Source organism: Streptomyces dengpaensis (genome assembly GCF_002946835.1).
GTDB classification, from domain to species: Bacteria; Actinomycetota; Actinomycetes; order Streptomycetales; family Streptomycetaceae; genus Streptomyces; species Streptomyces dengpaensis.
In genome coordinates, this window is the sequence record NZ_CP026652.1 from 3560982 (window position 1) to 3575309 (window position 14328).

Below are 14328 nucleotides of genomic sequence, written 5' to 3' on the forward strand. Positions count from 1 at the left end.
CTTACTTACCCGCCTTTCCGACCTTGCGGCGGATGACTTCGCCTTCGTACTTGACGCCCTTGGCCTTGTACGGGTCGGGCTTGCGCAGCTTGCGGATGTTGGCCGCAACCTCGCCGACCTTCTGCTTGTCGATGCCCTCGACCGAGAACCGCGTCGGGTTCTCGACCTTGAAGGAGATCCCCTCGGGGGCCTCGACAGTGATCGAGTGGCTGTAGCCGAGCGAGAACTCCAGGTTGGAGCCCTTCGCCAGGACGCGGTAACCGACACCGCTGATCTCGAGCTTCTTCACGTAACCCTGGGTCACGCCGGTGATCATGTTCGCCACCAGCGTGCGGGACAGGCCGTGGAGGGCCTTGTTCTGACGCTCGTCGTTCGGGCGGGTGACGTTCAGCACGCCGTCCTCGCCCTTAGCGATCTCGATCGGCGCCGCGATGGTGTGGGAGAGGGTGCCCTTGGGGCCCTTCACCTGGACCGTACGGCCGTCGATGGTGACGTCCACGCCGGCGGGAACCGTGATGGGGAGCTTGCCAATACGCGACATAGCTGTTTCCTCCGTTCCCTTCCGTTACCAGACGTAGGCGAGAACTTCTCCGCCTACGCCCTTCTTGCCGGCCTGCTTGTCGGTGAGGAGCCCGTGGGACGTGGAGATGATCGCCACGCCGAGGCCGCCGAGCACCTTCGGCAGGTTGGTGGACTTCGCGTAAACCCGGAGACCGGGCTTGGAGATCCGCTTGATGCCCGCGATGGAGCGCTCACGGTTCGGGCCGAACTTCAGCTCGAGGACGAGGTTCTTGCCGACCTCGGCGTCCTCGACCTTCCAGCCCGTGATGAAGCCCTCCTGCTGGAGGATCTCCGCGATGTGCGACTTGATCTTGCTGTGCGGCATCGACACCGAGTCGTGGTATGCCGAGTTCGCGTTACGCAGACGCGTAAGCATGTCTGCGATCGGATCAGTCATGGTCATGAATTGGCCTTCGGCCTCTCTCGCCGGGGTTTCCTGTATGCGCCATCCCTCTCCCCACTCATGGGCGGGACGGGTGCGGCGCGGGGACCTACGGCGTAGTAAGTCGTACGGGCGTCCAGGCGCCCAACCCTCCCAGCCTAAGCCATGGAGGGGTGGGCACCTGACCGAGCCCTTTACTTACCGAGAGCTTCCGGAACCCCGAAGTACGGGATTACCAGGAGCTCTTGGTCACGCCCGGCAGCTCGCCACGGTGAGCCATCTCACGAAGGCACACGCGGCACAGGCCGAACTTGCGGTACACGGAGTGCGGACGGCCGCAGCGCTGGCAGCGGGTGTACGCACGCACACCGAACTTGGGCTTACGAGCAGCCTTGGCAACAAGAGCCTTCTTCGCCATCTCGCTTACGCCTCCTTGAACGGGAAGCCGAGGTGACGGAGAAGGGCACGGCCTTCAGCGTCGTTGGTCGCCGTGGTGACCACGGTGATGTCCATACCCCGGACGCGGTCGATCTTGTCCTGGTCGATCTCGTGGAACATGACCTGCTCCGTGAGACCGAAGGTGTAGTTGCCACGGCCGTCGAACTGCTTGGGAGACAGGCCGCGGAAGTCGCGGATGCGCGGGAGCGCGAGCGACAGGGTGCGGTCCAGGAACTCCCACATGCGGTCGCCACGGAGCGTGACGTGGGCACCGATCGGCTGACCCTCACGCAGCTTGAACTGCGCGATGGACTTGCGGGCCTTGGTGACGGCCGGCTTCTGACCGGTGATCGTGGTGAGGTCGCGGATGGCGCCCTCGATCAGCTTGGAGTCGCGGGCGGCGTCGCCCACACCCATGTTGACCACGATCTTGACGAGGCCGGGGATCTGCATGACGTTCTCGTAGGAGAACTCTTCACGCAGCTTGCCCGCGATCTCCTCGCGGTACTTCGTCTTCAGACGCGGAGTGGTGGTGGTCGCCATCAGATGTCCTCACCCGTCCGCTTGGCAACGCGGATCTTGTTGCCCTCGTCGTCGAAGCGGTAACCGACACGCGTGACGACCTTGTTGCCGTCCTTCTCCACGACGAGCTGAACGTTGCTCACGTGAATCGGGGCCTCGGTGGTCACGATGCCGCCGGCCTGCGAACCGCGGGCGGTGGGGCCGGCCTTGGTGTGCTTCTTGACCCGGTTGACACCCTCGACCAGGACGCGCTCGTCGCGCGGGTAAGCGGCAATGACCTTGCCCTGCTTGCCCTTGTCCTTACCGGTGATGACCTGGACCAGGTCGCCCTTCTTGATCTTCATGCTTACAGCACCTCCGGCGCGAGCGAGATGATCTTCATGAACTTCTTCTCGCGCAGCTCACGGCCGACGGGGCCGAAGATACGGGTGCCGCGAGGGTCGCCGTCGTTCTTCAGAATGACGGCGGCGTTCTCGTCGAAGCGGATGTACGAGCCGTCCGGACGGCGGCGCTCCTTGACGGTGCGAACGATGACGGCCTTGACGACGTCACCCTTCTTCACGTTGCCACCGGGGATCGCGTCCTTGACGGTGGCGACGATGACGTCACCGATGCCCGCGTAGCGGCGACCGGAGCCACCGAGCACACGGATGCAAAGGATTTCCTTCGCACCAGTGTTGTCGGCGACACGCAGTCGCGACTCCTGCTGGATCACGTCTATCTCCTGATTGTCTGCCGGTTCCCGGGGCGGGGCCGTCCTTTACGACGACCCCGCCCCGAGCCTGGCGGAACGAACCTGAGGGATACCCCTCAGGCTGTGTCTTTGGAATCCCCTTGCGGGAATTTCCTTACTTGGCCTTCTCGAGGATCTCGACGATGCGCCAGCGCTTCGTCGAGGACAGCGGCCGGGTCTCCATCAGGAGGACGCGGTCGCCGACACCGGCGGCGTTCTGCTCGTCGTGGGCCTTGAGCTTGCTCGTACGGCGGATGACCTTGCCGTACAGGGCGTGCTTCACGCGGTCCTCGACGGCGACGACGACGGTCTTGTCCATCTTGTCGCTGACGACCAGACCCTCGCGGGTCTTGCGGAATCCGCGCGCCTCGGTCTTCTGCTCAGTCACGTTGCTCTCGCTCATCAGGCGCTCTCCACCGTCTCGATGCCCAGCTCGCGCTCACGCATCAGGGTGTAGATCCGCGCGATGTCCTTACGGACGGCCTTGAGCCGACCGTGGTTCTCGAGCTGACCGGTCGCCGCCTGGAAGCGGAGGTTGAACAGCTCTTCCTTGGCTTCGCGGAGCTTCGCGAGAAGCTCCTCGTCACCCAGTTCGCGCAGCTCGGACGCCTTGGTACCGGCCGACATCACGCTTCACCTGCCTCGCGCTTGACGATCCGGCACTTCATCGGCAGCTTGTGGGCTGCGCGAGTCAGGGCCTCACGGGCGATCTTCTCGTTGGGGTAGGACAGCTCGAACATGACCCGGCCCGGGTGCACGTTCGCGACCCACCACTCGGGGGAGCCCTTACCGGAACCCATGCGGGTCTCGGCGGGCTTCTTGGTCAGCGGGCGGTCCGGGTAGATGTTGATCCAGACCTTGCCGCCACGCTTGATGTGGCGGGTCATCGCGATACGAGCGGCCTCGATCTGACGGTTCGTCACGTACGCCGGCGTGAGGGCCTGAATGCCGTACTCGCCGAACGAAACCTGCGTACCGCCCTTGGCCTGACCACGGCGCTTGGGGTGGTGCTGCTTGCGGTGCTTGACCCTACGGGGGATCAGCATGTCGGTCAGGCCTCCGTTCCGGTGCTCTCAGCCGGAGCGGCGGCAGCGGCCTCGGCCTTGGGGGCCTCGGCAGCCGGAGCCTGCTGCGGCTTACGACCGCGACCGCCACGCTCGCCACCGCGGCCACCACGGCCGGCCGGGCGGTCAGCACCGCCACGGGCCGGACGGTTGCCGGCGCGGGCAGCGGCGTTCTCGGCGCGGACCTCGGCGATGTTCTTGACGTCGCCCTTGTAGATCCAGACCTTCACACCGATACGGCCGAAGGTCGTCTTGGCCTCGAAGAAGCCGTAGTCGACGTTCGCGCGGAGCGTGTGCAGGGGCACACGGCCCTCGCGGTAGAACTCCGAGCGGGACATCTCGGCGCCGCCGAGACGGCCACCGCACTGGATCTTGATGCCCTTGGCGCCCGCCTTCATCGCCGACTGCATGCTCTTACGCATGGCGCGGCGGAAGGAGACGCGGGAGGACAGCTGCTCGGCAACGGCCTGAGCAACCAGCTGAGCGTCGGTCTCGGGGTTCTTGACCTCGAGGATGTTCAGCTGGACCTGCTTGCCCGTGAGCTTCTCGAGGTCGCCGCGGATGCGGTCGGCCTCGGCGCCACGGCGGCCGATGACGATGCCGGGACGCGCGGTGTGGATGTCCACCCGCACGCGGTCACGGGTGCGCTCGATCTCAACCTTCGAGATACCGGCGCGCTCCATGCCGGACGTCATCATCCGACGGATGGCGACGTCTTCCTTGACGTAGTCCTTGTACAGCTTGTCGGCGTACCACCGGGACTTGAAGTCCGTGGTGACACCGAGCCGGAACCCATGCGGGTTAACCTTCTGGCCCATTACCGGGTTCCTTCCTTGCTGCTGACGACCACGGTGATGTGGCTGGTCCGCTTGCGGATCCGGTAGGCGCGGCCCTGGGCACGCGGACGGAACCGCTTCAGGGTCGGGCCCTCGTCGACGTACGCCTCGGAGATGAAGAGGCTGTCGGCGTCGGTGTGGTCGTAGTTGTGCGCGGCGTTGGCAATGGCGCTGTCCAGCACCTTGCCGACCGGCACGCTCGCGGCCTGCGGGGCGAAACGCAGGACCGCCTGAGCCTCCGTGGCATCCATGCCACGGATAAGGTCCACCACGCGGCGGGCCTTCATGGGCGTAACGCGGATGTACCGCGCCTGGGCCCTGGCTTCCATGGTTGTCCTTCCAGTGTCTGTCATGGTCATTCCACCCCGCGTTAGCGGCGCTTCGACTTCCGGTCGTCCTTGACGTGACCCCGGAAGGTGCGCGTCGGCGAGAACTCGCCGAGCTTGTGGCCGACCATCGACTCGGTGACAAACACCGGAATGTGGGTCTTGCCGTTGTGCACCGCGATCGTGTGGCCGAGCATGGCCGGGATGATCATCGAGCGACGGGACCAGGTCTTGATGACGTTCTTGGAACCGGCTTCGTTCTGGGCGTCCACCTTCTTGATCAGGTGGTCGTCGACGAAGGGCCCCTTCTTGAGACTGCGCGGCATCTAAACCCGCTCCTAGCGCTTCTTGTTCGTCTTGCGGCGGCGGACGATGTACTTGTTCGAAGCCTTCTTCGGCGAACGAGTACGACCCTCCTTCTGACCCCACGGGGAGACCGGGTGGCGACCACCGGAGGTCTTGCCCTCACCACCACCGTGCGGGTGGTCAACCGGGTTCATCGCCACACCGCGGACGGTCGGGCGAACGCCCAGCCAGCGCTTGCGGCCGGCCTTGCCCCAGTTGATGTTCGACTGCTCGGCGTTGCCGACCTCGCCGACGGTGGCGCGGCAGCGCACGTCGACCAGGCGGATCTCTCCGGACGGCATGCGCAGGTGGGCCATCTGGCCCTCCTTCGCGAGCAGCTGCACGGAGGTACCGGCGGAGCGGGCGAACTTGGCACCACCACCGGGACGGAGCTCGATCGCGTGGATCGTGGTACCGACCGGGATGTTGCGGAGGGCCAGGTTGTTGCCCGGCTTGATGTCGGCCCCGGGACCGTTCTCGACGCGGTCACCCTGCTGCAGGTTGCGCGGGGCGAGGATGTAGCGCTTCTCGCCGTCGGCGTAGTGCAGCAGCGCGATGCGCGCGGTGCGGTTGGGGTCGTACTCGATGTGCGCGACCTTCGCCGGCACGCCGTCCTTGTCGTGACGACGGAAGTCGATCACTCGGAAGGCGCGCTTGTGTCCGCCACCCTGGTGGCGAACGGTCACACGACCGGCGTTGTTACGGCCGCCCTTGCTGTGCAGCGGGCGGACCAGCGACTTCTCCGGCGTGGACCGCGTGACCTCGACGAAGTCGGCGACGCTGGAGCCACGACGGCCCGGCGTAGTCGGCTTGTACTTGCGGATTCCCATTTCTCAGTCCTCGTCCGATATTCGGACCAGGGCACTCCGTTAGGAGGCCTGGCCGAAGATGTCGATACGGTCGCCCTCAGCGAGGGTCACGATCGCGCGCTTGCTGTCAGCACGCTTACCGAAACCGCTCTTGGTCCGCTTGCGCTTGCCCTGGCGGTTGATCGTGTTGACCCCGGTGACCTTGACCGAGAAGACCGCCTGGACGGCCTCCTTGATCTGGGTCTTGTTGGCGCCAGGCGCGACGATGAAGGTGTACTTGCCCTCGTCGAGCAGCGCGTAGCTCTTCTCGGAGACGACCGGCTTGAGGAGGACGTCACGGGGGTCCGTGAAGCTCTTGCTCAGCGGCGTCTCGACGGTGTTCTTGCCCTCGGCCTCGTGGCGCTTCGCCTTGGCGACGCGCGCGGCCTTGGCGGCCTTGGCCGCCTTGGAGGCAATGCTCGGGTGACGCGTAGCCATCAGGCTTCGCTCCCTTCGGTGTCAGCGGCCTTGGGGCCAGACACGAAGGACTCGAAAGCGGCCTGGGTGAAGACCACGTCGTCCGAGACGAGAACGTCGTACGTGTTCAGCTGGCCCGGCTCCAGAATGTGGACCTGGGGCAGGTTGCGGGCGGAGAGCAGCCCGGCCTCGTCGTTCCGCTCGATGACCAGGAGCACGTTCTTGCGCTCCGAGATCTTGCCGAGCAGGTTCTTCGCGGCCTTGGTGCTGATGTCCCCGTCGACCACGCCGGTGACGACGTGGATGCGGTTGTTGCGGGCCCGGTCGGTGAGGGCGTGGCGCAGGGCCGCGGCCTTCATCTTCTTCGGGGTCCGCTGCGAGTAGTCACGCGGCTGCGGGCCGTGGACGACGCCACCGCCGGCGAACTGCGGCGCACGGGTCGAACCCTGACGGGCGCGGCCGGTGCCCTTCTGGCGGTAAGGCTTCCTGCCACCACCACGGACTTCACCGCGGGTCTTGGTCTTGTGCGTGCCCTGACGGGCCGCGGCCAGCTGCGCGACGACGACCTGGTGAAGCAGCGGAACGCTGATCTTCTCGACGTCGAAGATCTCCGCGGGGAGCTCGACCGTCCCGGTCTTGTCGCCTGCCGGCGAAAGGATGTCAACAGTGCTCATCGGTTACCTCAGGCCCCCTTGGCCGCGGTGCGGACCAGGACGAGGCCGCCGTTCGGACCGGGAACCGCGCCCTTGATGAGCAGCAGACCCTTCTCCGCGTCAACGGCGTGGACGGTCAGGTTCTGGGTGGTGACCCGCTCGTTGCCCATGCGACCCGCCATGCGGAGGCCCTTGAACACACGGCCCGGGGTGGCGCAGCCACCGATGGAACCGGGAGAGCGGTGCTTGCGCTGGGTGCCGTGTCCGGCGCCGAGGCCCTTGAAGTTGTGACGCTTCATGACACCGGCGAAGCCCTTGCCCTTGCTCTTGCCGGTCACGTCCACCTTGACGCCGGCCTCGAAGACCTCAGCGGAGATCTCCTGGCCCAGGGTGTACTCGGAGGCGTCCGCGGTGCGGATCTCGACGAGGTGACGGCGGGGGGTGACGTCGGCCTTGGCGAAGTGGCCCTTGAGGGGCTTGTTCACCTTGCGCGGGTCGATCTCGCCGAAGGCGATCTGGACCGACTCGTAGCCGTCGGTGTCGTTCGTACGAACCTGGGTGACGACGTTGGGGCCGGCCTTGACGACGGTGACCGGAACAACACGGTTGTTCTCGTCCCACACCTGCGTCATGCCGAGCTTCTCGCCCAGGATGCCCTTGATCTGCTTAGCCATTCTCAGATCACCGACCCTTAGAGCTTGATCTCGATGTCGACACCGGCCGGAAGGTCGAGTCGCATCAGAGAGTCAACGGTCTTGGGCGTCGGGTCGAGGATGTCGATCAGGCGCTTGTGCGTGCGCATCTCGAAGTGCTCGCGCGAGTCCTTGTACTTGTGCGGCGACTTGATGACGCAGTACACGTTCTTCTCAGTGGGCAGCGGCACCGGGCCCGCGACCGACGCACCAGTGCGGGTCACCGTCTCGACGATCTTCTTCGCCGAGGAGTCGATGACCTCGTGGTCGTAGGCCTTGAGCCGGATGCGGATCTTCTGTCCCGCCATGGCTACTCAGTAGTCCTTTGTCTCGTAAAACGCTCTGGTACCCGGGGGTCCGCGTCCCTTACCTCCGACCCACGCGGTCGGGCGTGTCGCGTTCCTGCTGACAGAGATATCCGTAATGGATTTCCCTACCGAGGGACGCGGCTGAGCCCAAGAGACAACCGCTGGACCGGGGGCTGAACACCCACCGGGCGCCTGGCCGGCACCCCGCTGACACTTCCCGGAAGATTCCCGTACGTCCGCCCCAGCGCTGCCTTCCGGCAGTTGAAGCGACGAGTACTGTGGGACTCGCTTCCAGTCCTCCCGGCGGGAGGCGCGCAGCATCGGCACTCGACCGAGCAACCCCGCTAGTCTGCCATACGGGGCGGGGGGCTGGCCAATCGAGCCGAGGATGGTACCCCGGGGGTGACGTAGGTCAAACCCGGGGCACTCGGCAAGGCCGGCACACCTATCGGCTCGGGGCTTATACATCCGGCCCGGCTCTCACCGCTCATTCGCGGAGGCAGTCGATCGAGGAGTGCGTGTGGACCTCCTACTGGAAGAGTCCACACAAGCATCTACTGCCTTCGACGCACTGCCGCCCAATGTGGCCGTCTGGCACCGGATGGCGTCCGCAGGCGTACTGCACGCCAAGTTGATCGCCGCCGACCGGCATACTGCCTTCCTCGGCAGCGCCAACCTCACCGATCGCGCGCTGACGGACAACATCGAACTCGGGGTAGTACTACGTGACCCGGCGGTCGTTGGGCCTCTCGTCGACCATTTCCGCTGGCTCATCACACCAGAGAACGGCGTCATGCGTCCCGCCTGACCAAGCCACGCGAGAGCCTCGTACTGCGTGGCTCGACTCGGCAGGCAGTCCGCCGGCTGCTGGGCGGACAAGGGCTGCCAGGGCGCCGGCGGCACCGTCCGCGTGCCCTTCCGCGGTGTCCTCGACACCGTCACCCTTCACCTGACCTGCTCAAACTGAGGTTGGAATTGGCTCTATGTGTACGGGTTCGGTGAGAACTCTGGGTGACTGCTCGGAAAGTCATCGGGAAAGAATCGAAGGCGAAGCGCTCCGGTCAAGAGGTCCAGCACGACTCCCGTTGAACTCCTCGGCGAGATGGCAAAGTCAAGCTGTCCGGCCTGGATGACGGCTGTTGGCCAACCTGCAGGATCTCCGTCAGGAATCCACAACAGCGAGTCTCCGTTGTCGGTTACTCCCCACTGGATGAGGTCTTCCGGGGTCGTGTGGTGTCGACTAAGAGCCTCACGGAGAGTAGGCGCGTCCTTGAGCCCCAGGGTCGACTGCGTCGTGCTGGTGGCTGCGTCGATGTCAAGGTTCACGTTGTCCGCACCCGTGGCGAAAATCCACAGGAATTCATCGAAACATCCAGTGCCGTATGTGCGGACCAGATTGTGGTGACTTCCGGGAATATTTCGGACTGTCTGCTCCGACGGATCGGAGCGCGACTTACCGGATTCCATCGGAGGCGGGCAGAGTGCTGTGAGTCTCAGTAGATCATCCGCGTCCGCATGGTTCGCGTCAGTCATTCAGTTTGCGCCTTTCTACATGTTGGGGAGTCGTCGACTGAACGACCAGCCGAAGTCGTCCACCGCTTCGATGAGGACGTGACTGGGGACGTTTCCCCCGTGGGCGTATTCGGGGGTCACGCTCATAATGACCGTGTTTCCGGATGATCTCACATGGTCCGCAATAAGATCTTCAGCGTCTGAAATTGGTCCGTTGTTCTGCGTGGTTCCTTGGGTGACGATGTTCCGCATATCTCGCCCATCGCCGCCGAACTGCTGCCCGATCAAGTGGCCCCGCGAATGGCCGGCGGCACCGCCCTGAAAGCCCGGAGGAGAATAGCGGGCGCCTCGCCCCGGTGGACTTCCGATGAGCTTGTTGGCCGCGTCATCCAGAGTCTGTGGGGTGACCTCTGCGTAGGCGGGACCTCGCTGCCCGTTCGGCGCGATGTCACTGTAGTACGGGTTCAGTCCAAGTGGGTCGACTCCGGTGTGGGGGTTGTGGACGTAAGTGACCGGGTTCGGTGCGGGCACCAGACCGAGAGGATCCGGCGTCAGGTAGCGAACGGTCTCAGGGTCATAGTGCCGGAAGTAGTTGTAATGGAGACCAGATTCCGGGTCGAAATACTGCCCCGGGAAGCGCAGAGGAGTGTACGTGGAGGCGTCAGAGTTCCACGCGGTTGTTCCCCAGAGGGTGGATCGTGCGCGCCAGGCAACTCCACCATCTTCATCGACGAGTTCTGTCGGCGTTCCGACCAGGTCCGTGATGATGGAAAAGAAGCGGGAGTCTATTTCCTCCTGAGGTGCTTCCGTCGCCGCGATACGTTCTGTTTGTGCGATTGGATGGAGGCCGTCATGGTCCCACGTCAGCGTCACGAGATAAGGAAGGGAATCAGTTCGAGTCGTTTGCTCGCAGAGGGTGATGCCGTCCCAGGTGAAGTCGACGTGTTCCACAACTGTTCGACCGTCATCGGCGATGCGTCGCTTGGCCGTGCGGCGACCCAATGAGTCATAGAGATATCGCCAAAGGGTTCCGTCCGGCGTCGTGACCGATGTCAGACGGTCTTCCGAATCCCACGTGTAGTGCCAAGTATCAGGCTTGCGAGACAGACGTTTCCTCTGGCGTAGAACTGTGCGGCCCAGGGTGTCGTATTCATAACGGGTGTCGCCCGCACGGCTGATCCGTGTGCCGGTGTATGCACGGCCTCCGGTGGATTCCCCGCCAGGATGTTTGGTGGGCCAGGAGGCGTTGGTCAGGTTGCCCGCCTCGTCGTATGCATATCGCTCGGTCCAGTTGTGGGCGTGGACAGCGGTGACCCGGCTTGCGAGGTCCAGGGCGAATCTCCGACTGCCGGCCACCTCGTCGTCGATGCCCACGAGGTTGCCGTCCTCGCTGTAGAGGTAGGCGCGGTGCAACCTATGACTGCCGTCGTCGGCGGACAAGGACTGGGAGATGCGACGACCGAGGCCGTCGAAGGCGTGCGTGAGTATGTTGCGCTGACCGATGGATCGGCGGATCTCCTGGCCGGACCAGTCATGGTCGAAGCGTACGGTGCGGCCCGAGGCGTCCAGTTGCGTGCGGTTACCCGTGGCGTCATACGTCCACGTGGTTGAGGCTCCAGAAGGGGTTGCCCGATGGATGAGGCGCCCCAACGGGTCACGTGCGTACGTCGTGCGTCGGCCGTTGACCGTCTCGCAGATGACGAGACCGTTTGGGTCGAGCTCCAGAGTGATTGACGTGCCCGGTCCAGTCGCTTCGACCAACTCGCGGTTGAGGTTGTAGACAAATTCAGTGGTGCGGTCGTCGCTGACTTTCCGAACCAGGTTGCCAAGGGCGTCGTGTTCGTAGCGGATGGTGTGGCCAAGCGAGTTGGTGCGGGAAGTCAGGCGTCCCGCGTCGTCGTAGGTGTACGTCACAACCCGGTCATCGAAATCGGATTCCGAGATCAGACGCCCTGCCGCGTCATGTTCATACGTCCACGTCAAGCCCTCGGGGTTGGTGACCGTGGCCAGCCGGAGATTCTGGTCGTGGATGAATTCGTACCTCACCCCGTCGGGGCCGGTGCGAGCCGATGGCAAGTCGAAGTGGGTGTACTCGAAGCGAGTGGTAGCACCCGCGGGTGTGGTGTGACTGGTGCAGTTGCCCTCACCGTCGTACGACCATGTCTCGACGGCACCATCGGCGGTGATGCGGCAGGCGAGTTGGCCTTCGACTGTCCAGGCGATCTGCGTGGTGTAGCCCAGTGGGTCTGTGTACGCGACGATCCGGCCGAATGCGTCACGTTTCCAGGTCGTTGTTGCGCCGAGCGGGTCGGTTACTGCGACCAGGAGCCCTGCCGGATTGCAGTGCACCGTCCTGCTGTTGCCCAAAGCGTCCGTCACCCCAGTGAGGTGACCTGCTGGGTTGTACGTAAACCGCGTGGTCGAGCCTGCGGGATCGGTCATGGACGTGCAATTGCCATGCTCGTCGTATTCCCTGCGCCAGCAGGCACCGTCGGGCCTGCGGATCGTCGTGGGACAGCTCAGATCGTCGTACGCGATGCGCATAGTCGCACCGTCCGGACGGATAACTTCCGTGGGACGACCGCTCTCATCGACAACGAGTCGTGTGGTGTGGGCCAGTTCATTTGTCCGGGACACGACGTGATGATGGGCGTCGTACGCAGTCCGAACTGTTGCGCCGAGGGGGTCGACCTCGGCAATGACCTGGCTGTTTTCGTTGACGACGAAGCGTGTGGTAGCTCCCTCGGGGGTGGTGAGGGTGGTGATGCGGCAGCCGGGCCAGGCGGGGTCGGTTCCGCCGTAGTTGAGGGTGATGGTGATGTGGCCGGCCTCGCCGCCTTCGGCGACGCAGCGGTCGTGGTCGTCATAGGTGTAGCCGTAGCGGCTGTGGTTGGTGTCGGTCCAGGAGGTGATACGGAGACGTTCGTCGTACGTGAACTGCAGAGGCAGGCCCGAGGAATTGATGACCTCGGTGAGATTGTCTGCGGTGTAGCGGTAGCGCTTGATGGTGATGTCGGAGCCGTCTTCGGCTGCACCCACCAGCGCCAGGGCGGTGACACGGCCGTCATCGGTGGTGAGTTTGAGGTGGTAACCGCCGTCATGGCGGATAGCGACAGGGGTGCCGTGCTCGTCGTAGTCGAAGGTGATGATGTTGCTGTTGCGGTCGACGATGCGGGTGAGCAGGGCAATGCCACCGGAGGGGAAGGCGAAGTGGCGGGTCTGGCCGGTGAGCGGGTCGTCGATGCGGTAGCCCCCGTCGCGGAGGCGGGTCAGGGGCCAGCGCGGCCCGGCTTCCGGCAGGGCCGGGGTGTCCGGGCCGGTGGGGTGAGGGTAGGCGAGCAGCAGGCCGTCCTCGGTGACGAACACGACGCTGTCGGCGTCGACTTCCAGACGCTGGTCGACAGTGGAGGCCCAGGTGGGGCCGAACCACCAACCGCAGCGGTAGTCGGAGGCTACTCGGCGGGTGAAGGCCAGTGGGAGGTTGCCGGGAAGCTCCACATCGGTCTGCGGCAGGAACATCGCGCCGGTGGCCATGTCCACCGGGTCACTACCCTTGGAGCGGACCACGTTCTTGAGGCGGTTGTAGGCGCCCTTGGCACCGTCCGCAATGGCGCCGCGGGCCGACTTGCCCAGGCCACGCGCGGCAAGGCCCAGCCCCTTCAGGCCGCCCTTGAGGCCCTTGAGGGCGGCCAGACCGCCCTTCAGCCCCTTCGCCAGCCCGCCGAGCGTGGTGATCCCCTTCATCCCGGGTATGCAATCCAGCGCCGCGAACGCCACATCCCATAGGGATGCCTGGCCCTTCGCGTATTTGTTGAGAGTGTCGGCGAGGACGACGAGCGCGGCAACCAGGACGATCGCGCCGAGGATCGGACCACCGATGATCATCGCGATGATGCCGACGACCGCGACGACGACCTTGCAGACGGCGACGATGGTGTCCCAGTTGTCGGAGACCCAGTCCCCGACTTCCTCCCACCACTTGCGGTTGTGGATACCGGCGTCGGAGGCGTCGTCGATCTTGTCCTTGGCGGTCTTCGCCGCCTCCTCCCGCATCTTGCGGGCGTCCTCGGCCATCTTCTTCGCCGCGTCCAGCGCGCTGTTCGCGGACGTCACATCCGACTGGGCCGAGGTCTGAGCCGACTTGGCATGCTGGGCATCCCGAGTCGCGGCCCGCACCTTCGCCTCGTCCGGCTTCTCGGTGTCCTTGCTACCGGTGGGGTCGTCCTTGTACTTGTCCGCTTCCTTGTTGGCCTTCGTCACCCACGAATCGGCCGAGGAGAGGCGGGACTTGGCGGAGGAGAGATCGGACTGCGCCTCGCGGCCCTTGGCCAGGGCCTTGTCGGCCAGTGCCTGGGCGCGCTCCAACTTCGGCCAGTAGTCGGTGAGGGCGTCCCCCGCCATCTCGTACGACTTCTTCAGCTTCTTCAGCTGCTTCGGCACGCCCGAGAACTCGTCCTGGAACGCCTTCGCGGACTTGCCCGCCCACTTCAGGACCGCGTCCTCGTCCGCCATCCCCTTGATCAGGCGGAGCGCGTCCCCGACATCATCGGCGAAGTCGTGCAGGTTCTTGGCCAGGTGACGGACCCGGTCCGGATCCCCGGGAGTGGGGTCCTTGTCCAAGTCCAGGACATGCCAATCCTTCGGCCGGTTCCCTGCCACGGCGCAACCCCCGTCACGTTCGCCTCAGTAAC

19 protein-coding genes are annotated in these 14328 nt (G+C 64.8%); 1 reads left to right on the top strand and 18 read right to left on the bottom strand.

Features of this window, described 5'->3' with window-relative positions; all coding sequences use genetic code 11:
* Position 1 precedes the first annotated feature (1 nt).
* The 17 genes from rplF to rpsJ all read right to left on the bottom strand — a co-directional run bounded on the left by rplF (position 2) and on the right by rpsJ (position 8125).
* Complete coding sequence (gene rplF / locus C4B68_RS16155; protein WP_099500630.1) at positions 2-541, bottom strand: 50S ribosomal protein L6; 540 nt, start codon at positions 539-541, stop codon at positions 2-4.
* A 24-nt stretch (positions 542-565) separates the two neighbouring features.
* Positions 566-964, bottom strand: coding sequence for a 30S ribosomal protein S8 (gene rpsH / locus C4B68_RS16160; protein ID WP_014674378.1), 399 nt, complete (start codon positions 962-964; stop codon positions 566-568).
* 211 nt (positions 965-1175) lie between these two features.
* Positions 1176-1361: a type Z 30S ribosomal protein S14 gene (locus C4B68_RS16170; RefSeq protein WP_099500629.1), complete on the bottom strand. Its 186-nt coding sequence runs from the start codon at positions 1359-1361 to the stop codon at positions 1176-1178.
* Between the two features lie 5 nt (positions 1362-1366).
* Positions 1367-1924 carry a 50S ribosomal protein L5 gene (gene rplE / locus C4B68_RS16175; RefSeq protein ID WP_030788262.1) on the bottom strand — a complete coding sequence of 186 codons (558 nt, stop codon included), beginning with the start codon at positions 1922-1924 and terminating at the stop codon, positions 1367-1369.
* A complete protein-coding gene (gene rplX / locus C4B68_RS16180; RefSeq protein ID WP_053674523.1) occupies positions 1924-2247 on the bottom strand; it encodes a 50S ribosomal protein L24 in 324 nt (107 codons plus the stop codon). Before rplX ends, rplE begins: the two co-directional genes overlap by 1 nt.
* A 2-nt stretch (positions 2248-2249) precedes the next feature.
* Positions 2250-2618 (bottom strand): 50S ribosomal protein L14, encoded by a 369-nt coding sequence (rplN, locus tag C4B68_RS16185; RefSeq protein WP_003998823.1) that lies wholly within the window; start codon positions 2616-2618, stop codon positions 2250-2252.
* 133 nt (positions 2619-2751) lie between these two features.
* Positions 2752-3039, bottom strand: coding sequence for a 30S ribosomal protein S17 (rpsQ, locus tag C4B68_RS16190; RefSeq protein ID WP_099500628.1), 288 nt, complete (start codon positions 3037-3039; stop codon positions 2752-2754).
* Entirely contained in the window at positions 3039-3263 is a 225-nt protein-coding gene (gene rpmC / locus C4B68_RS16195) for a 50S ribosomal protein L29 (protein WP_003998824.1), read from the bottom strand. The genes rpsQ and rpmC overlap by 1 nt, the downstream gene beginning before the upstream one ends.
* Complete coding sequence (gene rplP, locus C4B68_RS16200) at positions 3263-3682, bottom strand: 50S ribosomal protein L16 (RefSeq protein WP_099500627.1); 420 nt, start codon at positions 3680-3682, stop codon at positions 3263-3265. Before rplP ends, rpmC begins: the two co-directional genes overlap by 1 nt.
* Before the next feature lie 5 nt (positions 3683-3687).
* A complete protein-coding gene (gene rpsC / locus C4B68_RS16205) occupies positions 3688-4518 on the bottom strand; it encodes a 30S ribosomal protein S3 (protein WP_099500626.1) in 831 nt (276 codons plus the stop codon).
* A complete protein-coding gene (gene rplV / locus C4B68_RS16210; RefSeq protein WP_003974262.1) occupies positions 4518-4865 on the bottom strand; it encodes a 50S ribosomal protein L22 in 348 nt (115 codons plus the stop codon). The genes rpsC and rplV overlap by 1 nt, the downstream gene beginning before the upstream one ends.
* A 41-nt stretch (positions 4866-4906) precedes the next feature.
* Complete coding sequence (gene rpsS / locus C4B68_RS16215; RefSeq protein WP_010986346.1) at positions 4907-5188, bottom strand: 30S ribosomal protein S19; 282 nt, start codon at positions 5186-5188, stop codon at positions 4907-4909.
* 12 nt (positions 5189-5200) lie between these two features.
* The gene (gene rplB / locus C4B68_RS16220; protein ID WP_099500625.1) at positions 5201-6037 is read right to left on the bottom strand and encodes a 50S ribosomal protein L2; all 837 of its coding nucleotides are present in this window, start codon (positions 6035-6037) and stop codon (positions 5201-5203) included.
* A gap of 39 nt (positions 6038-6076) precedes the next feature.
* Positions 6077-6493 carry a 50S ribosomal protein L23 gene (rplW, locus tag C4B68_RS16225; protein WP_099500624.1) on the bottom strand — a complete coding sequence of 139 codons (417 nt, stop codon included), beginning with the start codon at positions 6491-6493 and terminating at the stop codon, positions 6077-6079.
* On the bottom strand, positions 6493-7146 hold the full coding sequence (rplD, locus tag C4B68_RS16230; RefSeq protein WP_099500623.1) for a 50S ribosomal protein L4: 654 nt from the start codon (positions 7144-7146) through the stop codon (positions 6493-6495). Before rplD ends, rplW begins: the two co-directional genes overlap by 1 nt.
* A gap of 8 nt (positions 7147-7154) precedes the next feature.
* Positions 7155-7799, bottom strand: a complete 645-nt coding sequence (gene rplC, locus C4B68_RS16235) for a 50S ribosomal protein L3 (protein ID WP_095936043.1) — start codon at positions 7797-7799, stop codon at positions 7155-7157.
* 17 nt (positions 7800-7816) lie between these two features.
* Entirely contained in the window at positions 7817-8125 is a 309-nt protein-coding gene (gene rpsJ / locus C4B68_RS16240; protein WP_003948644.1) for a 30S ribosomal protein S10, read from the bottom strand.
* A gap of 466 nt (positions 8126-8591) precedes the next feature.
* On the opposite strand from rpsJ, the gene C4B68_RS16245 reads away from it, so the two are divergent.
* On the top strand, positions 8592-8933 hold the full coding sequence (locus C4B68_RS16245; protein WP_099500622.1) for a phospholipase D-like domain-containing protein: 342 nt from the start codon (positions 8592-8594) through the stop codon (positions 8931-8933).
* A 740-nt stretch (positions 8934-9673) separates the two neighbouring features.
* On the opposite strand, the gene C4B68_RS16250 is transcribed toward C4B68_RS16245, so the two are convergent.
* Positions 9674-14257, bottom strand: a complete 4584-nt coding sequence (locus tag C4B68_RS16250) for a DUF6531 domain-containing protein (protein WP_240634377.1) — start codon at positions 14255-14257, stop codon at positions 9674-9676.
* Positions 14258-14328 lie beyond the last annotated feature (71 nt).